Raw genomic sequence first — 20416 nt, 5'->3', positions numbered from 1 at the left:
CCGAGGGCGGTCGGAGCGGGCGGCGGGACGGGCTACCAGGTGCCCGCCGGGGCCGTCCAGCTCTTCAGGACGTTCGTCCAGCTGTACTTGCCGGTCGCGCCGGCGTAGAAGGTGAACGTGGCGTAGGAGCCGTTCCCGTAGTCGTACACGGTCGACATGTCGGCCTTGCCGTCGCCGTCCACGTCGCCGCTGACCGGCGTCGCCGCGTTCACGTCCCAGGCGCCGTACCCGGTGTCGACCGTCATCTCCGGGGTACCGAGGTTGCCGTTCGCGTCGGCGGGGAACTGGAACACGCCCATCCGGCCGTTCGCGTACCGGTACTGGGCCGTGAGGTCGGCACGCCCGTCGCCGTCGGTGTCCCCCGAGGTGAGCTTGACCGGGTCGAGCTGCCAGCTGCCCGCGCCGGCCGACCAGCCGGACTGGTTGAACCCGGGGTGCGTGCCGTCCGGGCGGGCCAGGCCGGTGAACACCCTGACCGCGTTGTCGCCGTACACGTACAGCGCGATGATGTCGGTCCGGCCGTCGCCGTTCACGTCGCCGGCGGTGTACTTGGCGTTCTCGTACCACCACCAGCCCGGGTGGGTCTCCTCGAAGCCCTTGACCGGCGCGTCGAAGCCCGTGCCGTCGCGGTACTTCCAGGTGTAGTTCGCCATCCGGCCGTCGCCGAAGCCGTAGATCCCGATCAGCTCGGCGCGCCCGTCGCCGTCGGTGTCACCCGCCATCAGGGTGGTGCGGCCCCAGTCCCAGTTGGCGGCCTGGGACCAGCCGTCCGGACCGGCGGTGAAACCGCCGTCGGGCCGGGCCAGCCACTCCATCACCTTCACGGACTGGTCGCCGTAGACGTAGAGGGCGGCGACGTCGGTGCGGCCGTCCCCGTTGAAGTCGCCCGCGGCGTACTTCGCCCGCGTCACGCACCACCAGCCCTGCTGCAGGCGCGCCGACTCGAAGGGCGAGCCCAGACCGCTCGTCGAACTGCCCAGATGGGTCCACCAGGCGGCGCCGCAGCTGCCGTAGTCGACGAAGGTGGCCAGGTCGGCGCGACCGTCGCCGTTGAAGTCGCCCCCGAGGGTGACGCGCGCGGTACTGTCCCCGGTCCCGTACGCGTGGTCGGCGATCGCGTAGTCGGTGCTGCTCCAGCGGATGTAGCCGCCCTGGAAGTCGGAGCGGGCGCCGTTGGTCTGCCCGTACTCGTCGGAGACGGGGAAGCCCAGGTAGCCGTTCTCCCAGCCCATGTCGGCCCACTTGCCGCGGATGGCGCCGACGACGGCGTGCGCCCCGGTGTCCGGGCTCCAGTAGATCGAGCGGTAGTTGTCCGCCCCCGCGACCTTGAAGTGCACGTAGCGCCCGTACAGCGAGGGGGTGGGGGTGGTGTCGCCGACCGGGTAGCCGAAGTCCGTGCCGCCGATCGTGAGGTACTTGGCCAGGATCGGCCCGCAGACCTGGTGGCTGCCGGTCTCGGCGTGCGTGAAGGTCCGGCAGGTGTTCCAGTCGACGGTCGAGCTGTCCCGCAGCACCTGGGCGCTGCCGAAGCGGACGCCGTCGGCGCCGGCGGCCCTGCCCTCCCACGTCGTGATGCGGCCGTCGAAGCCCAGGCTCCACAGGTCGGCGTAGCCGTCGCCGTCGCCGTCGCCGTCACTGGAGACCCGGTGGTGGCGGGCGTCGGTCAGCTCGGTCTGGATGGCGCCCGGAGCGCGGTCGCCGTACGCGGTGAACACCGGCTTGCCGTCGCCGTCGCGCTCCGACGGGTACTGGTAGAGCCGGCCGTCGCCGCGGTCCCGGGCCCACAGGTCCGGCAGCCCGTCCTTGGGGCCGGCGGAGCTGCCGGTGTCACCGGGCGCCGCGAGGTCCTGTTCGGACCAGCCGCCCTTGCCGATCAGCCGGGGCGCGGACAGGGCGTTGGTTCCGTTCGCGCCCTTGAACAGCCAGAGGTTCGCGTCCTGGCCGGTGCCGTCGTCCTCGACGGTGATCAGGTCGTAGCGGGGCGTCGAGGGGGCCTGGGTGCCGTCCACGTCACCGATCGCCAGCACCTGCCGGACCCGGGACCAGTCGGCGGCGTACTCGCTGCCGCAGCTCTGGTCGACGGTGTTGAAGGGGTTCACGCAGCCGGTGGTCGGGCGGGTGGTGCTCAGCCGCTGGGCACCGGCGACGGTGAAGTACTGGTTGTCGTTGGCCGCCGGACCGGCCGCGTTGGCGGTGTTGAGGTAGTAGTACAGCTTGCCGTCGCCGGGCTTGTGCACCCACAGGTCGTCGGCGTAGCTGCCGTTCCCGCCGCGGTGCGAGGTGTCGACGCCGGTCCAGCTGCCGCCCGGGGCGTCGGCCGCGGTGGCGGCGAGCTCACCGCCGGCCGCCGGGTCCCGGTTCTTCGAGTACAGGCGCAGGTCGCCGGCGCCGTCCGGGACGAGCAGGTCGACGTAGCCGTCCTTGGTGATGTCGCCGAGCACGGTCTTGGCCGCCGGGTCGTCGGGCGCGTAGAAGGTGTACGAGAACTCCGGCGAGCGGTTGCCGGCCCGGTCCACGGCACGCACGTGCAGCACGTTGGTGCCCCAGGCCGTCACCGGCAGGGACAGCGAGGCGCGCCCCGCGCCGTCGGCGGCGACGGTCTGCGCCCCGGTGGCGGGCAGGACGTTGTTCAGCGCCCACTCGAACCGCAGCAGGCCCGAGCCGTTGTCGGCGTCGGTCGCGGAGAGGGTGAACGCACCCTGCTGGCCCGCGGTCCCGGTCGGCGTCGCCGGGCTGCCGGTCGGCGGGAAGGCGGTGGAGGTCACCGACGGCGCGGCCGGGGGCGTCAGGTCGACGGAGAAGCTGCAGCCGCGGCTCCACGGGCCGCTGGTGAGGCCGTCGCCGCCGCGCACGTACCAGTCGTACGAGTGGCCGTCGACGAGGCTGCCGGCCATGGCGTCGATCTGACCGCCGTTGGGGACCTTGCTGCCCGGGATCCAGCCCCATTCGCGCTTCGTGCCGCCCGCGGTCATGTCCCACAGGTTGAAGTCGGCGTCCAGGCTGTCGCCGTCGGGATCCGTCACGGTGGCGTGCAGGCCGATCCCGCCGGTGGCCTCGTTGGTCCGGCCGATCCAGCCGCAGTCACCCCGGGTGGGGTTCGCGGGGGCGGGGGAGACGTACGGGTTGCCCGGCGCGTCCGGGGCGGTGTCGTACTCCACGTACAGGAACGGCAGGGAGTGCGGGTACGGGCTGGTCTTGCGCGTGTACCGCTTGAAGCCGTTGCTGGTCGCGCTGGTCTCGTCGGCGCCGTACAGGCCGAAGGTCAGGTCGGAGCGCCAGCCCTCGTCGCGCACGAGCTGGGTGACGTCCCAGCCGATCTGGTTGGTCCCGCCGGTGCAGCCCGCGCCGCCCGCGCTGTTGGACGAGGCCCGGCCCATGTACCTCAGGTTCGGGGGCTGGTTGCTCCAGGTGGTGCCGCCGTTGATCGCGCCGGTCCAGTAGAGGTCCACGGCGTGCGTGTTGGCGCACGTGTTGTCCGCCGCGTACGACTGGACCGCGTTGAACGTCGCGTAGTTGATCACCTTCCCGGCCGGGTTGAAGGACTCGACCTGGGCGAAGGTGTGCTCGCGGCCCTTGCAGGTGGTGGCCCAGCGCTGGTTCCCGACGCCCATGTCGTACTTGTCGGCGTAGTCGTCGAAGTTGGCGACCGAGGGGCAGCCCTCCTGGACCCAGGTCCAGTGCTGGGTGCCCTTCCACACCGGCTTCCACGCCGGGTCGATGTACACGGGGTACACCGTGTCGGGGCCGGTCAGGAGGCGGGTGTCGGCCGTGACCCGGAGGTCCGTGGCGGACGGGGCGGCCGTGACGCGCGCGGTGCGGGCGCCGTCGCCGGGGCCCTGCGTGTCCGAGACGGTCTTGACGGCGCCGGGCGGCGGGGCGTCCCGACGGGCGGCCGCGGTGTCGCGCGGGCCCTTGACCGCGCCGGCGGCCCGGGTGCCGGCCGGCCGGGAGGAGTCCCACATGGTGGCCGCCGGCGCGGTGAAGACCTCCTTGCCCGTGGTGTCGGTGGCGGACAGGGCGCCGTCCGCGTGCCGCCGCACCCGGACGCCCCGCGTCCCCACGGTCAGCCGGTACGAGGCGACCGCCGGGTTCTTCGCGGCCCGGGCGGTCTTGACCACGAGCACCTGGGTGAACCCGCCGTCCTCGGTCGCGGTCACCGCGAGGTCGACGTCCGGCAGTACGTTCCGGTACGTCGCGGTCGCCCCGCTCACCGCCGGAGAGGGCAGCGCCGTCGGCCAGCCGAGGTCGAGCCGGCGGCCGCGCCGGTCCGTCATGCGGGCCATGGGGGAGCGGCCGCCACCGGACAGCCGCAGCTGCGACAGCGCGGCCCGGGGACGCCAGCCGCCGTCGGCGGTCCGTACGAGCGTGGCGTCGAGCGGCACCCAGGCGCCGTTCCGCCTGACCCTGACCGGGCCCGTGGCGCGGGTGAGCGCGTACGAGCCGTCCGGCTTCGCCACGACCGTGTCGGTCTCGGTCGTGAGCGAAGGGATCGGCACCGGCTTGCCCGTGCGGCGGGCCCGTGCGGACGCGGCGGCCCGGGCCGAGGTTTCGGGGGACGCCGCCGCACGGCGGGAGGGCTTGGCCGGGCCGCCCGTCTGCCGGGTCGGTGCCTTGAGGCCGGTGGCGCGCGAGCTGCCTCCGGCGGGGTGCTCGGGGCCGCCGGAATCGGCGTGCCCGGCGGTCGGCTCCGTGCCGTGCCCCGCCGTCGCGGCGGCGGGCGCCTCCGGCAGCGCGAGGGCCAGGGACAGGGCCACCGCCGCGGCCCACCGGGTCGCCCGGGGCCGGCGGGCGCGCCCGTGGATGGGTCTCATACGCGTCGCTCCAGCGGAGAGAGGAGGAGGGCGCGGCGGGGCTCCAAGCGGTCCCCGGCGCCGAAACGGCTGGAGTGTCACACGGAGGCGCAGGGTCCGGGGCGGGCGTCCGAGCCGGACCCGGGTGTCCGGTGAGCAGAGGTCCAGGCGGTGTCGAGCCGACGTCGAGCTGTCCGCCGTACCTCTTTGACCGTTCGTCAGCTTCGTTTCCGGTACTTCTGGTTGCCGCCTCCTGACCGGGGTGGCCCCGGGTGGCCCCGGGGCGCGTGCGAGCGTCCCCGCCGGGTGACCCGTTGACCTTCCTGACCTGGGGGTTTCCGTCTTGCCTGCGATACGTACGATCCCGTTCGGTATGGGGTCCCGCTCCATGCGCCCGCCGCGCCCGCCGGTCGCGCGGGCGCTCGCCGCGGCCGTGACCGCGCTCGTGCTGATGGCGCCCGTGGCGGCCGCCGCCGGGCCCGGCGGCGGCCTCGGGCCGGCCGACGACCGGCTCTGGTCGCCCCGGGCCCTGGGCGACCTCGCCCCGGTCGGCGGGCGTCCGGCCCCGAAGGCCCGGCCCGCCCGACCGCTCGGCGACCGCGCCCCGCGCTGGCGGCCGGGCCGCACCGCCTGGCCCGCGGCGGCAGCTGCGGAGCAGCGCCTCGACGCGGTTCCGGCCCGCCGCGGCGGTTCCCCGTCGGCGCTGCCGGTGTGGGTGGCCGCGGTGCCGGGCGCGCGACCGCTGCCGAACGGGAAGCCGGGTGCGGGGACGGGTACGAGTACGGGTACGGGGTCGGGCTCGACGGTGGGCCCTGGTGCGGCGGCCCGTACGGAGTCCGGTGCGGTGGCCCGTGCGAGGTCCGGTGCGGAGGCTCGTGGTGCGTCCGGTGCGGCCGCCCGCGGTGCCCGTGTCGGGCTGTCCGTCGTGGGCCGGGCCGCCGCCCGCCGCGCCGGAGTGGACGGTCTGCTCGTCTCCGTCGCGCCGCGCGAGGCGGCCGCGGCCGGCCGGGTCCGGGTCGGCCTCGACTATGCGGCGATCCGGTACGCGTACGGCGGCGACTGGGCCTCCCGCATCCGGCTCGTGACCCTGCCCGCGTGCGCGCTGACCACCCCGCAGCTGGCCCGCTGCCGGACGCGGACCCCGGTCCGCGGCGCCGTCAACCACCTGCGGGACGGCCTCCTGACGGCCGAGGTCCAGCTGACGGCCGAGGATCGGTCGGCGGCCGAGGTCCGGTCGGGCCGCCCCGGGAGCGCCCGCGCCGCCTCCACCGGCGCGACGGCGCAGGGCGCCGCGACCGCCACCGTGCTCGCGGCCGCGGCCGCACCCGCCGGCCCCGGCGGCGACTACACGGCGACCTCGCTGTCCCCGACCGGGTCCTGGTCCGCCGGCGGCAACGCCGGCACCTTCCACTGGACCTACCCGCTCACCCTGCCGCCGGCGCTCGGCGGGACGGCCCCCGCCGTCGTCCTCGACTACGACTCGGCGAGCGTCGACGGCCGGACCGTCAGCCGCAACGCGCAGTCCTCCTGGATCGGCGACGGCTGGGACTACAACCCCGGTTACATCGAGCGCAGTTACCAGAGCTGCAAGCAGGACGGGAAGGACGGCACCGGCGAGTCCTGCTGGAGCGGCAAGCAGCCCGTCGTCATGAAGCTCAACGGCGCCGCGACCACCCTCGTGCAGGACGACGCGACCAAGGAGTGGCGGCCCGAGAACGGTTCGCAGGACCGGATCGAACTCGCCAAGCTGCCCGCCGGCGTGGCGAACGGCGACAACGACGGCGAGTACTGGAAGGTCACCACGCCCGACGGCGTCCAGTACTACTTCGGCGCCCAGGCCCGCCCCGGCACCACCGGCGGCCCGTACGCCAACTCCGTCTGGACCAGGCCCGTCTACGCCAACAACACCGGCGAGCCCTGCCACCAGGCCGACTTCGCCCAGGCCTGGTGCCAGCAGGCCTGGCGCTGGAACCTCGACTACGTCGTCGACACCCGCGGCGGTCTCGTCTCGTACGCCTACGCGCCCGAGACCAACCACTACGCGCGCAACCCGGACACCGCCCACCCCGACGGCACACTCACCCCGTACACCCGGGGCGGCGTCCTCACCGAGATCGGCTACGGCTCCCGGCTGACCGACGCCGGCGGCCCCACGGCTCGGGTGGTGTTCACCTCCGCCGAGCGGTGCGACCCCGCCCTCGACGCCCAGGCGGACTGCTCGAAGCCGCCGGTGAAGGCCACGGCGACGGCCTGGCCGGACGTACCGTTCGACCAGAACTGCGACCCCGCAGCGCCCGTCAAGGACTGCAAGAGCTACGCGCCGACGTTCTGGAGCACGAAACGCCTCGCGAAGATCACCGCGCAGCTGGTGGCCGGCGGGACCGCCGCCACGGTCGACGAATGGACGCTGGCCCACCAGTACCCCAGCCCCCAGGACGGCACCACGCCCGCCCTGTGGCTGACCTCCATCGCGCGCAAGGCCTACGACGGCGCCGCCACGCTCGACCTGCCGGCCACCGAGTTCGCCGGACAGTTCATGGCCAACCGGGTGGACACCGCGGGCGACAACCGGCCGCCGCTCAACCGCCGCCGCATGACGGCCGTCACCACCGAGTCCGGCCTGCGGATCGCCGTCGACTACGCGGCCCCCGACTGCGCACCGGGCCAGTTCCCGGCCCCCGACGCCAACACGAAGCGCTGCTACCCGGTGTTCTGGAACCCCGACGCCGGCACCCCCATGGACCCCACCCTCGACTGGTTCCACAAGTACGTGGTCTCCGGCATCTCCGAGGTCGACGCCACCTCCGCCGGCGCGGACCCGTCCCCGACCCGGATCACCCGGTACGAGTACCTGGGCGGTGCGGCCTGGCACCGCGACGACGGTGAGCTCACCGATGCCAAGTCCCGTACCTGGAACGCGTTCCGCGGCTACGGCGAGGTCGTCGTCCGCAAGGGCAACACCCAGGCCAACCCGGTGGACAGGACCACCCGGACCAGCACCGTCTACCTGCGCGGCATGGACGGCGACCTCAAGGCCGACGGCACCCGCCGCACCGTGGCCTTCCCCGACGGCCCGGCGTCCGACGACGAGTGGCTGGCCGGCTTCGTCCGCGCCACCCGCACCTTCGACGGCGACGGCGGCGCGCTCGCGACCGAGACGGTCAACGACCCCTGGTCCGGGCCGGTCGTGGCCCGCCACGCCCGCGGCACCGGCCTGCCGGACCTCACAGGACGCTCCGTCCGCACCGCGAAGTCCACGACGAAGTCGCCCCTGTCGAACGGCGGTTGGCGCACGAGCGCCAGGACCACCACGTACGACGCCGACGCGGGCGTGCCCGTGAGCGAGCTCGACACCGCCACCGGCCTGCCGGACCGGTGCACCAGGACGGCGTACGCGTCCAACCCGGCCGCGCACCTCATGGCCTTCCCCGTGGAGGCGTACACGGTCGTCGGCGACTGCGCGACGGCCCCCGGGGCCTCGACGACCGCCACCCACACCCGCACCCTGTACGACGGCCTGCCCTTCGGGCAGATCGGCACCGTCGGCCAGGCCACCACCGCCCAGGTCGTCGACCGCTACGACGGCGCCGCGCCCGCCCACACGCTCGACACGGTCACGGACTACGACGCGTACGGCCGCCCCGTGAAGGTGACCGACCCGCTCGGCAACGCCACCACCACCGCCTACACCCCGGCCGCCGGCGCCCTGCCGGTCAAGGTCGCCGTCACCGGCGCCATGGGTGCCGGCTGGACGACCACCACCGAGTACACCACCGCCCGCAACCTGCCGGTGAAGACGACCGACATCAACAACCGCACCGCGGAGCTGGCCTACGACCCGGCCGGCCGCCTCACCCGCGTGTGGCAGCCGGGCCGCAGCCGGGCCACCCAGAGCCCGAACCTCGAGTTCGGGTACGGCCTCAGCCGCACCGCGCCGAGCGTGGTGACGACCAAGACGCTGCGCGACGACGGCGCGTACCAGACCGAGTACCGCATCCTGGACGCGTTCCTGCAGGTCCGGCAGGTCCAGAAGGCCCCGGTCGACGAGTCGCCCGGCCGCATCCTGACCGACACCTTCTACGACTCCCTCGGCCGCGTCGTGAAGACGAACGGCGTCTACTGGGACAAGACCACCCCGCCCTCCGGCAGCCGCTTCCTGGCCACCGACACCGAAGTCCCCTCCCAGCAGGGCGTGTTCTACGACGGCCAGGGTCGCAAGACCGCCGAGACCCTGTCCTCGCACGCGGTGGAGCGCTGGCGCACCACCTTCGCGTACGGCGGCGCGGACCGCACCACCACCGTCCCGCCGGCCGGCGGCACCGCCACCACCGTCATCACCGACGGCCGAGGCAAGACCGCCGAGCTGCGCCAGTACAAGACCCGCGCGGACGCCGGCAGTGACGATGCCGCCACCTACACCGCCACGCGGTACGGGTACGACGCCCGCGGCCAGTTGCAGAAGGTCACCGACGCGGACGGCAACGACTGGACGTACGGGCACGACCTGCTGGGCCGTCAGACCAGCGCGGACGACCCGGACAAGGGCCACTCCGAGACCCAGTACGACGCCGTCGGCCGGGCCGTGCTGACCAAGGACGCGCGCGGCCAGCTCCTGCACACCACCTACGACCGGCTCTCCCGCAAGACCGGCCTGTACAAGGACTCCGTCACGGACGGCAACCTGCTCGCCTCCTGGTCCTACGACCGGCTCGCGCGCGGTCAGGCCGACGGGTCCACCCGATACGTCGGCGGCAAGTCCGGTGCCGCCTACACCTCCGAGGTCACGGCGCTCGACACCGCCTACAACCCGCTCGGCACCAAGATCACCATTCCGGCCGCGGAGGGCAAGCTGGCCGGCACGTACACCACCGCGACCTCCTACACCCCCGTGACGGGCAAGCCCGTCGCCACCACGCTGCCCGGGATCGGCGGCCTGCCCGCCGAGACCGTCACCACGGGCCTGACGGACAACGGCCTGCCCGCCACGCTGTGGAGCGAGGAGGCGGACTACGTCAACCGGACGGTCTACGACCCGTTCGGGCGGGTGCGCCGCGCGATCTACGGAGACGTGCCCAAGCAGGTCGCCTACACCCCGCAGTTCGACGAGGCCACCGGCCGCCTGATGGCCACGAACCTGGACCGGCAGACCGGCCCCGCCGACACCCAGGTCACCGGCTCGGTGGACGCCACCACCTACGGCTACGAGCCGGCGGGCACCATCACCTCGATCACCACCCGCCGCGACGACGGCCCCGCCGGATTCACCACCGACCGGCAGTGCTTCACGTACGACGGCCTCCAGCGCATGACCGAGGCCTGGACCGACAAGGGCGTGGCCTGCGCGGCCACCCCGAAGGCCTCGGACATCGGCGGCCCGGTCCCGTACTGGCAGTCGTACGCCTTCGACGCCACCGGCAACCGCACCGGGCTGGTCGACCATGACCCGGCCGACCCGACCGGCGCCAAGGACGCCACGACCGTCTACACCGCCCCCGCACCGCGCTCCGCGCGCCCCCACACGGTCAGCTCGGCGCGCACCACGGGCCCCGCGGGCACGTCGAACGCCGCGTACACGTACGACGCGGCCGGCAACACCCTCACCCGCCCCGGCGGACAGACCCTGACCTGGGACCCCGAGGGCCGGCTGGCGGCCAACTCCGGCAGCGGCTACCTCTACGACGCCCAGGGCGAGCGGCTGCTGCGGCGTGACCCGGCGAAGGTCACGCTGTACCTCGGCGCCGACGAGCTGACCCTGACCAAGTCCACCGGCGCCCTCACCGGCACCCGCCGGTACCCCGGCTTCGGCGGCGGCCCCGGCATCGTGCGGACGCCGACGTCGCTGACGTACGAGGCCGGCGACCACCACGGCACGGCCACCACCCTGCTCGACGCCGGCACCCTCGCGATCACCCGCCGGGCCCAGAAGCCGTACGGCGAGTCCCGCGGCCCGGCCCCGGCGTCCTGGCCCGACGACAAGGGCTTCCTGGGCAAGCCCCAGGACGGCACGGGCCTGACCCACGTCGGCGCCCGCGAGTACGACCCGTCCCTGGGCCGTTTCATCAGCGTCGACCCGATCATGGACCTGGCCAAGCCGCAGCAGATCCACGGCTACCTGTACGCGGGCGGCAACCCCGTCACGAACAGCGACCCGTCGGGCCTGGACTACTGCCCGAGCACGGAGTGCAACCACTACGACCCGAACATCGTGGCCACCATCCGAGGGGAGTCGCTCGACGCCGCGCGCGCTGACATCGCGAACGTACGGCGGCAGGAGGACGAGATGGGCATTCCCAGGAGGTCGAGCACGATCAAGCGGCAGTGGGACAAGAACGACGACACCAATCCTGCTGGGAGCGGGACCTACTACGGTGAACTCAACAACCGCAACGGGGGCCTGACCAAGGAACAGCGCCGCCTGCTCGGCGACCGCCTGCGCGATGACCTCTTCAACCGCACGCGCTGGCAGATCGGGCCGAACGTGGATGACAGAGAGATGGGCGAGATCCGCGGCACCGACGGCTACAACATGAACCTCGCCGAGAGGGAGCTCTGCCGCGAGCACAAGTTGGAGTGCGTCGACTACATGACGCTCGGCAAGTGGGCCATCGACAATGCCGACAAGCAGTTCGGCAAGGGCGAGTCGGACGAGAAGAACGCCTACCGCCACGTGCTGTGGCAGGGCCTGCTGACTTCCCGGATGGGTGAGAACCGCGCCGCTGTCTGGGGTGAGGCCCACGAGGCTTACCAGAGCTCGACGAGCATCACCGACAGCAAGGCTGATCTGGTGAACAACCAGTATGGCCGCGCGCTGTACTACACCGCGTGGTTGAAGGAGACGGAGTACATGAACCACCACCCCAGCTTGGCAGCGGGCTTCGACGTCAAGTCCCAACTGCCCTCGCTGGCAATGCAGTACGTCAAGAGCGGCACCTTCGCCAGACCGTCCGACTTCGAGTAGCCACCGCGAGGCGGACCGAACCACAAGCGGTCGGCGTGTGCCCCGCTCCTGAGAGGGGGCGGGGCGCCGCCGTCCACCTGTCGCCACGGCTGTCGCGGCCCGGGAAAAGGCGTTGATCCGCCCGAGACGCACAGGCTAGCGTTCCCGCATCGGCGTGTAGCTCAGTAGTCAGAGCACCGGGCTCCAGACCCGGAGGGCGCAGGGGCAGGACCTGCCACGCCGGCTTATGGACACCTACGCTGACCAGCAGCTCCCGCATCCCGCCCACCCCTACGCCCAGGCGGAGTTGGCCCGGGCCGCCACGACGGCCCGCACCCACGCGGACGAGACTGTCCGCAGGCGGGCCGCCGAACGGGTCGGGCAGTGGCGCGAGGTGCTCGCGGGCACGGCCGACGGTCGGCTGGCGATCGGCTCACGGACCCCCGTGGCCGGACTTCCGGCCTGGGTCACGCCCGAGGTCGTCCGCGGCGGCTTCGCCACCGGCGCGGCGGGCGCCGGCGGGCCGCTGCTGCCGTACGAGGAGGCGTACGCGCGCGAGGCCGGCGTACCCGCCACCCGCGCGGACCTGTTCGGCCACGCGCTCACCCGGCCAGGCCTCGACCGCCTCTGGGACCTCCTGGACAGCGGCCGCTACGAGGTGGCCCTGCCGGAGGAGGCCGCCCTCCTGAGCGTCGCCTGGCTGCTGCGCGCCGGGGACGGTGAGGCTGCCCTCGAACTCGTCGGCGTGCTCGCGCCGTTCGCCGACCGGCTGCGCTTCACCCCCCGCCCCGCCGGTGCCCCCGTACACGACCCGAGCGCGGTGCACCGCCGCACCGTCGCGCAGGTCAGCGGCGCCCTCGCCCGGCGCCGCCCGCACGCCGGCGTCGAGGCCCAGCGGGAGGCGCTCACCGTCTGGCAGCCCTTCGGCGACGCGCTGCTCGCCCACTGGCTCGACACCGCGCCCGCCGGCGGCCGGGTGCTCGACCGCACCCCGGACCGCGCCTGGTACGAGCGCGGCGACGCACTGCTGCGCCGCTACCGCGAACTGGCCGCCGCCCACCCGCACTGCGGCAAGCACCGCAACCCCAAGGAGAACCTCGGCATCCTGCGCGGTGCCCTCGAAGAGGTCGTCGCCCGACGGCCGTTGGAGCCGCGCCGACTCGGCATGCTGCGGCACGCCGCGGAGTGCATGGTCCGCCGCCGGGGCCTGCCCGGCTCCGCCCCGCACACCGCGCTGCGCGCGCGCCAGGCGGCCCAGGCCGCGCTCCCCTCGCACCACGCCGTGGCTCAGCTCGTGCTGCGCCGCCTGTCCGGGCTGCCCCAGGACACCGGTCTCACCGACACCGGCGCGGCGGTCGCCCCGGTGACGCCGGCCGAGGCGGCGGTGACGGGGCTGCCCGCCGGTACCGAGGTGCCCGACGCGGTCCGCCGGGTGGTCGCCGCCGCGCTCAGCGCGCCGGTGGGCACGCTCGTCGAGCAGGGCGTGGTCCCGTCGGCCGAGGTGCTCGCGGAGCTGGTGCCGCAGCTCGTCGCCGTGACGACGGCCGAGGCGTACCCCGACCCGGCCCTGCGCGCGCTGATGGCCGCCACCTACCGGGCGTTCCGCAACCGCCGTTCGCTGCTGCTGCTGAACCTGCAGGGGCAGGTGCGGATCGAGGAACTGCCGTGGGTGCGTGCGGTGGCCGGGCACCGTGCGGGGGTGAGCCGGTCCGGGGCGGGCGGCGACGCGTCCGCCGCCGGTGCCGCACCGACGCGCGCCGAGGCGGTGCTGCGCCAGCTGGGCGAGCTGGCCGTGCAGGGTTTTCCCGCCACGCTGCTGCCCAACCCGCTGGTGCGCGAACTGGGCGTGCTGGCCCGGCAGGCGGAGCTCGGCGCGCCGCTGGTGGAGGAGCTGGCCGCGGACATCTTCGAGGGCACGTTCGGCCCGAAGTTCCTCGCCGCCGCCCGGATCGCCGCGGAGCTGCTCGGCGGCACGGTCTACGAGCGCTACTACGGCATCGACTACGCGGCCCTCCGCAACCTCGCGGTGGCGGAGGCGGCCGAGGCCTCCCTGAGTCGGTACGGGGTCCGTACGTCCCCGGGGTTCGCGCGGTTGTGCCACGAGCGGGCCGCTGCGTCGCGCGCGTCGGGTGCGTCCGCGGCGATTCGGTCGGTGGCGGCCAACGGCACGGTCATCGAGCAGGCACAGATCCTCACCACGCACAACCTGGCCGTCCTCGTCGCCCGCGCCGGCATCGCGCCGCAGCCGGGCTGGGCGGACCTGGCGTTCCGGTGCTTCACCGCCGTGTGCCGGCTGACGGCCCGGGTGCACGGCAACCCGTGGCCGCTGACGACCATCAAGGACGCCGCGTACGCGTGGCGGCACATGGTGTTCCACCTGTCGCTGTGCGGCGCGGAGGAGCGCGCGGACGTGCTGGCGCGGCTGGAGGCGGAGACGGCCCGCCAGCCGACGCACGTCGCAGCCCGGCTCGCGCCGGCGCTCGCGGGCCTGCGGTGGGTCGCGGCGGGCGGCCGGTTCGAACCGGACGGCACGGCCGACGGCGGGCGGGCGCGCCGGCTGCTGGGCTGGACCACGGGGCGCCACTGGTTCCGGGCCGACCCGTTCGCGGAGTCGGTGGGGGGCCTGGGAGGGGATGGGCCCGTGCGCGGCTGAGGAGCACCAGGCTGCTGCCCGGCCTGGTGGGCTGCTGCCCGTGTCTGGCGGGCCGCCCTGCTGAGGGTGGGCCGGTGTGGGGTGGGTGGCGGGTGGCGGGCCGTCCCGTGGTGTGTGGGTCCCCTCGGCGGTTGACGGGGGCGGCCTGCAGGCCCTGCGGCAGGCCCACCCCAGGGGCTTTGGGGCTTCGCCCTGGCCTTCGGCCACCCCTGGCCCGGGCCTGCCTCCGGTCCAGCCTGCCACCCCTGTCAAGCGCCTCCCCCACACACCACGGGACGGCACTCTCGCGAGTTCGTGGATCGTGTCTTGGACTGCCGACTGCCGACTGCCGACTGCCGATTGCCGCTGGCCGCCCGTCGGCTCAGGGCCGGGCGCCATGCGTCACGCGTCGTAGGCCGTGGACCGGCTGACGTCCTCCCAGGCGTTCAACTCCGCGCGCTCCGCGTCCGCGTGGGCGCGGATCGCGTCCACGGCGTCGTCGCCCAGGGCCAGGCGCAGCGGGGTGTGGTCGGCGTCCAGCGCGGTCAGGATGGCCTCGGCGGCCCGTACCGGGTCGCCGGGCTGGGTGCCGTCGGAGTCCGACAGACCCGTGCGGACGCCGCCGACCGTGTCCTCGTACGCCGGCAGGACCGTGGCGGTGCTCTGGAGCGCGCCGGCTCCGGCGAAGCCGGTGCGGAAGGCGCCCGGTTCGACGATGAGGCACGTGATGCCGTGCGCGGCGACCTCGCCGGCCAGTGCCTCGGTCAGCCCTTCCAGGGCGAACTTGGTGGCCGAGTACGCGCCCACGCCCGGGAACGACAGCCGCCCGCCCATGCTGCTCATCTGCACCACCGCACCCGACTTCTGCGCCCGCATGTGCGGCAGCACGGCCCGCACCAAGGCGGCCGGGCCGAAGAAGTGCAGGTCCATCAGGTCGCGCAGTTCTGCGTCCGAGGTCTCCTCGACCGCGCCGACCAGGCCCCGGCCGGCGTTGTTGACCAGTACGTCGATCCGCCCGAAGCGGTCGACGACCTCGGCGACCACCTCCGCGGCGCGGGCCGTGTCCGCCACGTCCAGGGCCACCGGCACCAGCCGCCCGGGGTGCGCGGCGGCCTCGTCCGCGAGCGCGGCGGGGCGGCGCACCGCCGCGACGACGGTGTCGCCGGCGGCGAGGGCGGCCTCGGCGAGGGTGCGGCCGAAGCCGGACGAGGCGCCGGTGATCAGCCAGATCCGGTCGCCGGGTGTCGGCGGAATGTCCTGCGCGGGCATGAGGGTCCTCCTGGGTCGGCCGGGTCGCGCCTGTGCGGGCATTGTCGGCCACCGCCGGGCCGCCGGCGGGTTTCTCCGTGCACAGTCAGGAGCCCCGCGGAGTACGCACGTGCCCGCCGGGCACGGCTCAGAGCGGGTCGAGGAGCATCAGGACCTCGTCCCGGGTGTCGTCCGGGGCGAGCCGGAGCGCGGCGGGCCAGCGCCCGGCCTCGCGCCAGCCGAGACGCTCGTAGAACGGCTCCAGCCCCTCGCCGCCGCGGGCCGCGAGCCGGAGTTGCTCCAGGCCGAGTTCGTCCCTGGCCAGCGTGCGCAGCTCGGTCATGAGCGCCGTGCCGATGCCGCGGCCGCGGTGGGCGGGGCGGGTCTGGAGGTGGTGCACCGTCCCCCAGTGCCCGACGAGCCGGTACGGATCGCGACGCAGCAGCACCCAGCCCGCGAGCTCCCCGCCGACCGTCGCGGTGACGAGGTGCCCGCGGCCGGGGGCGAGTCCGCCGATGATCCCGTCCGCGACCGGACCCACCTCGTCGGCCGAGACGGGCGGGAAGGGGAAGCCGGCGGCCCCGCCCGCGTTGGTGACGGCCACCCAGCAGTCCACGAGCTCCCTGCGCAGCTCCGCCCCGACCAGGTCCGGGTCGCTCACCCGGGCCAGTGCGGGCGGGCCCGTGCGTGCGTGCGTCATCCGGTCAGTCGCGGCCGGTCTGCTCGACCAGGTCGTTCAGGGACCCGATCCGCCCCGTGGTCTTGAGCTTCTCGCCCGTGTCCGACCAGGTCCGCCCGATGTCCTTGGCCGCCTTCTCGGCGGAGTCCGTGCTGTAGTCGGGCTTGTACGCGTCGGCCGAGAAGATGTCGCCCCAGGACTTCTGCTCGATGTCGTCCTCGTTCGCGTGCGGGTTGCCGTACAGCGAATTGGCGCCGACCTTGAGCGCCCCCTGGATGTACTGGTCCTCCTCCCACAGCGCGCCGGCCGCGATGCCGAGTTCGGCGGCCAGCACGCTGGCGTCCTGGACCAGGGCCCGTACGCCCCACTCCCAGCGCTCGCAGAAGTCCTCGAACGCACCGGCCACGTCCGCGTGCCCGGCCTCCATGCCGGTCATCGCCAGGGACGAGAAGCCGGCGCCCATCGACGCGCCGCCGGCCGTGCCGTTCTCGCGCAGCCCGGCCACCGCGCCGCGCAGGCCCGTGGTGATGTTCCGGACCGCCTCCGGGTCCATGGCCAGGTCCTTGTCGCGGCCCACCGGTCACCTCCGCAATGTCGAGATCGGGATCTCCCGTACCGGAGCCACGTTATCCGCCGCCGCCGACGGGGCCGCCGGGTGGGTGCGGGGCGAGAGGCAGCCCGTAACCGCCGGGCGCACAATCGAAGGACGAACGCAATGACCACGGCCGCCGCGCTGACGTCCCCGTCGCCCCGACGCCCCGTCGAGCCGACGCACCCGTCACTCCGGCGGCGCGGGGCACCGGAACGGCCGGTACCGGCCTTCCCCCGCCCCTCAGTCCTTGGGGGACGCCATGGATCTCGGCTTCCTGAAACCGCTCTTCACCCGGCAGGGCCCCTGGGCCTCCGTGTACATCGAGACCACCCGCGCGACCGAGGACGCGCAGAAGATCCAGCAGTTGCGCGAGCGTGCCCTCGCCTCCCAGCTGATCGACGCGGACGTGGACGGCTACACGGTCCGGGCGATCATGAACCACCTCCTGCAGGAGCCGGTCTCCGGCGCCCCGCCCGGCCGTGCCCTGTTCGCCGCCGGCGCCGAGGTGGTGCTGGACGTCCCGCTGGCCCGGCCGCCGGCCGCGACCGACGCGAGCTGGTCGATCCTGCCGCACGTGGCGCCCTTGGCCGTACTGAAGGGCGACCAACCGGACTGTCTGATCGCCTTCGTCGACCGCACGGGCGCCGACCTGGAGCTGTGCGACGACCGGCAGCGGCGGCGCCTCGGCGAGGCCAGGGGCCGGGCTTGGCAGGACCGCGGCCACCGCGGCACACCTGAGGACCGCCAGGAGTGGCACTACCGGCACAAGGTGGAGAACGCCTGGGAGGAGACCGCCGGCATCATCGCCGCCGAGCTCGTCCGCCGGATGCCCGAGACCGGTGCCGGGCTGATCGTCCTGGCCGGCGACGCGCGCGAGCGCCACGCCGTGCACCACCGGCTTCCCGAGCGGGTACGGGCGGTGACGGTGGAGATCGACGGTGGCAGCCGGGCCCGCGGCACGTCGGAGGAGGTCCTGGACCGGCAGATCCGACAGGCCCGCGAGAAGTTCGCCCGGGACCGCCTCGACAGTGCTCTGGACCGGTTCCGCACCGGTCGCGGCCGTCCCGGTGAGCACCGGGAGTCCACCGTCGACACCGGCCCCGGGGAGGCGGCCGAGGGCATGCCGGCCGTGCTGGACGCCGTGCGCACCCACCAGGCGGCCACCCTGCTGCTCACCCCGGGCGGCGCCGACGCCGGACGCGAGGTGTGGATCGGCCCGGGGGCCGACGAGGTCGCCGTGCAACGCGGCCAGGCCAAGGCCATGGGTGTCGCCAAGCCCGAACGGGCGCGGGCGGACGACGCCCTCCTGCGTTCGGCCGCGGCGGCCGGCTGCGAGGTGCTCGTGGTCCCCGAGGGGGTCGCGGGTCCCGCCGGCGGCCTGGGCGCCGTACTCCGCTGGACCATGTGAGGGCCCCGTACCGAGCGCCCCGCGCCACGCCCCCGGATGCGCAACTCACCGGTTGCGCTTCCGGGGGCGTACGTGCAACTCTGGAATTGCACGAAGCGAGTGACGCAGACGCACGGCGCGAGTGAGGGAGCCTTCCCATGAGCGAGGATCGGATCGAACGCGAGACGCTGATCGCGGCACCCCTGGAGCGGGTCTGGGCCCTCGTGGCCGAGCCCGGCTTCTGGGTCGGCGAGCCCGAGGCCGTGGCCGGCACGGTGGCCCGGGAGGGCGAGTCGACGGTGGCCAGGAACGCCCGGTACGGCGACTTCCCGGTCCGGGTCGAGAAGGTCGACCCTCCCACGTACCTGGCGTACCGCTGGGCCAGTGCCTTCCCCGGCGAGGAACTGCGCGGGGACAACACCACCCTCGTCGAGTTCACGCTCACCGCCGAGGGCGACAAGACCCGGCTCCGCGTCGTCGAGAGCGGCTTCGCGGCCCTGCCCGGCTCCGAGGAGCTGCGCGGCAAGGCCTTCCGGGACAACTCCGGCGGCTGGCCGGAGGTGCTCGACGCCTTCCGGACCCGCGTCGAGCGGGCGGCCCCGTGACGGAGCCGCCCCGCGGACCGGGCGGGGCGGCCGGGGCGCCCGACGGCGTCCTGGCCGCCCTGGCCGACCCCACCCGGCGGCAGGTGCTCGACCTGCTCGCCGCCCGCGGCGAGGCCACCGCCACCGTGCTGGCCGAAGGCCTGCCGGTGTCCCGGCAGGCGGTCGTCAAGCACCTGGCCGTCCTCGACGCGGCGGGCCTGGTCGTCGGGACCCGCGCCGGCCGCGAGGTCCGTTACGCCGTCCGCCCCGAGGCCCTCGGCGCGACGGCCCGCTGGATGGCGGCCCTCGCCGCCGACTGGGACCGCCGCCTGAACCGCATCAAGCTCCTCGCGGAGGCGGCGCGGGAACCCGAGGCGCCCGCCTCCGAGCCACGCGTCTCCGGATCGCGCGCCCCTGAGGAGCCTGCCTCCGAGGTGCCGGACCCCGGTGCGCCCGATCCCGGTGTGCCCCCTCGCGGGGCCGCCTCGCCGGAACGCCCCTGATCCCTTTCCTCGGGATCACGTTGCCGCGTGGATGCATCGGGCTGTTCGGGGTACCCGAGTGCGGACGACGAAACACTCACACGAGGGACACCAGCCATGACCCAGGACCCCGCAACGGTGGGCGAGCCGCACGAGCCGACCCCCGCCGAGCACGAGGCCCGCGACCGAGTCCGTCGCCGGGCCACCGGCATGACGCACCACCAGGCCGCCGGGGCCCTCGACGAGGCGAGGCACGCAGCGGGCGACCTCGCGGACGCGGACGCCGGCACCGCGGCCGAGGTCGCGGAATGGCAGCGGATCACCGACCTGCTCTTCGACCACGGCGGCCCGTACTCGGTAGAGGCCGACGCGTACGTGCAGGGCGAGCTCACGGCACGCCGTGGCGGGCAGGTCGGGGCCTGACGCGAGGCGGGCCGGACGCCAGGTGCTGCCACGGCGGCCGGCCGAGGCGTCCTTGAAGCTTCACCGACCCGCACGGGCGCACAGTTCGCAGTGGACCGTGGCGAACGGCGCGGCTCCTGCCAGGACTTCGAGCCCGTCGTGCAGGTGAATTGCGATCACGGTCGGGCGGCGAAAGCATGGAAGCGGGATTCCGCCCGACAGCAGCCGAGAACGGCCGTCGTGGATGTCGGATATCCGTCCGGTTCGACCATTCGCTGGGGTGGGCGGACGACGTGCGAACGCTCTCGGGAGGGAGGGAGCGGCGCGAACACCGCGTGCCGGCACCTGCTCCGGCTCATCGCACCGCGCAACGCATGGACAAGCTCGTCTTTCCGGCTCGGGCACCGGTTGCCGCCTTGTCGCGGCATGAGGACCACATGGAGGTCTGGGCGGTCGCCTCCGACGGAGGTCACTACCTCGCCTGGTGGGACGGGAGCAACTGGTACGAGTGGCGTCACCTGGGTACGGACGCCTTCCCGCTCCAAGCGCCGATAGCAGCCCTGTCCCGGTACGAGGGCCACATGGAGGTGTTCGCCGTCCGGCCGGACGGCGGTCTGTACGGCAATTCGTGGGGTGGGGAGAACGCCCACTGGCACGGTTGGTACCGGATGGGGGCGGAGACC

At 74.2% G+C, this 20416-nt stretch carries 9 protein-coding genes, 1 tRNA gene and 2 pseudogenes; 8 read left to right on the top strand and 4 right to left on the bottom strand.

The window, feature by feature from the left end:
- Window positions 1–32 precede the first annotated feature (32 nt).
- Window positions 33–4811, bottom strand: a complete 4779-nt coding sequence (locus tag ACIQCH_RS17140; RefSeq protein ID WP_402581566.1) for an FG-GAP-like repeat-containing protein — start codon at window positions 4809–4811, stop codon at window positions 33–35.
- 367 nt (window positions 4812–5178) lie between these two features.
- Here ACIQCH_RS17140 and ACIQCH_RS17135 point away from each other — a divergent pair, with 367 nt between their 5' ends.
- The 3 genes from ACIQCH_RS17135 to ACIQCH_RS17125 all read left to right on the top strand — a co-directional run bounded on the left by ACIQCH_RS17135 (window position 5179) and on the right by ACIQCH_RS17125 (window position 14380).
- Complete coding sequence (locus ACIQCH_RS17135; RefSeq protein ID WP_402581564.1) at window positions 5179–11748, top strand: RHS repeat domain-containing protein; 6570 nt, start codon at window positions 5179–5181, stop codon at window positions 11746–11748.
- Window positions 11749–11898: 150 nt separating this feature from the next.
- Window positions 11899–11971: transfer RNA gene (locus ACIQCH_RS17130), tRNA-Trp, on the top strand.
- Window positions 11972–11974: 3 nt separating this feature from the next.
- Window positions 11975–14380, top strand: coding sequence for a hypothetical protein (locus ACIQCH_RS17125; RefSeq protein WP_402581562.1), 2406 nt, complete (start codon window positions 11975–11977; stop codon window positions 14378–14380).
- A 381-nt stretch (window positions 14381–14761) separates the two neighbouring features.
- Here ACIQCH_RS17125 and ACIQCH_RS17120 read toward each other — a convergent pair whose 3' ends face one another.
- The 3 genes from ACIQCH_RS17120 to ACIQCH_RS17110 form a co-directional block, all read right to left on the bottom strand.
- The gene (locus ACIQCH_RS17120; RefSeq protein WP_402581561.1) at window positions 14762–15628 is read right to left on the bottom strand and encodes an oxidoreductase; all 867 of its coding nucleotides are present in this window, start codon (window positions 15626–15628) and stop codon (window positions 14762–14764) included.
- A gap of 127 nt (window positions 15629–15755) precedes the next feature.
- Window positions 15756–16307, bottom strand: coding sequence for a GNAT family N-acetyltransferase (locus ACIQCH_RS17115; protein WP_402581559.1), 552 nt, complete (start codon window positions 16305–16307; stop codon window positions 15756–15758).
- A 4-nt stretch (window positions 16308–16311) separates the two neighbouring features.
- The gene (locus ACIQCH_RS17110) at window positions 16312–16863 is read right to left on the bottom strand and encodes a hypothetical protein (protein WP_402581557.1); all 552 of its coding nucleotides are present in this window, start codon (window positions 16861–16863) and stop codon (window positions 16312–16314) included.
- A 274-nt stretch (window positions 16864–17137) separates the two neighbouring features.
- Here ACIQCH_RS17110 and ACIQCH_RS17105 point away from each other — a divergent pair, with 274 nt between their 5' ends.
- The 5 genes and pseudogenes from ACIQCH_RS17105 to ACIQCH_RS17085 form a co-directional block, all read left to right on the top strand.
- Window positions 17138–18286, top strand: a complete 1149-nt coding sequence (locus tag ACIQCH_RS17105) for a hypothetical protein (protein ID WP_402581555.1) — start codon at window positions 17138–17140, stop codon at window positions 18284–18286.
- A gap of 137 nt (window positions 18287–18423) precedes the next feature.
- Entirely contained in the window at window positions 18424–18870 is a 447-nt protein-coding gene (locus tag ACIQCH_RS17100; RefSeq protein WP_402581553.1) for an SRPBCC domain-containing protein, read from the top strand.
- Window positions 18867–19211 (top strand): annotated as a pseudogene (locus ACIQCH_RS17095) (ArsR/SmtB family transcription factor); the annotation flags it as partial. The gene ACIQCH_RS17100 and the pseudogene ACIQCH_RS17095, both read left to right, overlap by 4 nt.
- Before the next feature lie 237 nt (window positions 19212–19448).
- Window positions 19449–19754, top strand: coding sequence for a hypothetical protein (locus ACIQCH_RS17090; RefSeq protein WP_402581551.1), 306 nt, complete (start codon window positions 19449–19451; stop codon window positions 19752–19754).
- 416 nt (window positions 19755–20170) lie between these two features.
- Window positions 20171–20416, top strand: a pseudogene (locus ACIQCH_RS17085) (hypothetical protein); the annotation flags it as partial.

This window comes from Streptomyces sp. NPDC093225 (assembly GCF_044753805.1).
Classification (GTDB): Bacteria; Actinomycetota; Actinomycetes; order Streptomycetales; family Streptomycetaceae; genus Streptomyces.
Note: the sequence above shows the minus strand (reverse complement) of the source record. Positions and strands in the feature narration are given on the sequence as shown.

Excerpts from the sequence above, each read along its gene's own strand:
- ACIQCH_RS17100 (WP_402581553.1), top strand. The coding sequence starts at position 18,424 with ATGAGCGAGGATCGGATCGAACGCGAGACGCTGATCGCGGCACCCCTG.
- ACIQCH_RS17135 (WP_402581564.1), top strand. The coding sequence starts at position 5,179 with ATGCGCCCGCCGCGCCCGCCGGTCGCGCGGGCGCTCGCCGCGGCCGTG.
- ACIQCH_RS17120 (WP_402581561.1), bottom strand. The coding sequence starts at position 15,628 with ATGCCCGCGCAGGACATTCCGCCGACACCCGGCGACCGGATCTGGCTG.
- ACIQCH_RS17115 (WP_402581559.1), bottom strand. The coding sequence starts at position 16,307 with ATGACGCACGCACGCACGGGCCCGCCCGCACTGGCCCGGGTGAGCGAC.
- ACIQCH_RS17140 (WP_402581566.1), bottom strand. The coding sequence starts at position 4,811 with ATGAGACCCATCCACGGGCGCGCCCGCCGGCCCCGGGCGACCCGGTGG.
- ACIQCH_RS17090 (WP_402581551.1), top strand. The coding sequence starts at position 19,449 with ATGACCCAGGACCCCGCAACGGTGGGCGAGCCGCACGAGCCGACCCCC.
- ACIQCH_RS17125 (WP_402581562.1), top strand. The coding sequence starts at position 11,975 with ATGGACACCTACGCTGACCAGCAGCTCCCGCATCCCGCCCACCCCTAC.
- ACIQCH_RS17105 (WP_402581555.1), top strand. The coding sequence starts at position 17,138 with ATGGATCTCGGCTTCCTGAAACCGCTCTTCACCCGGCAGGGCCCCTGG.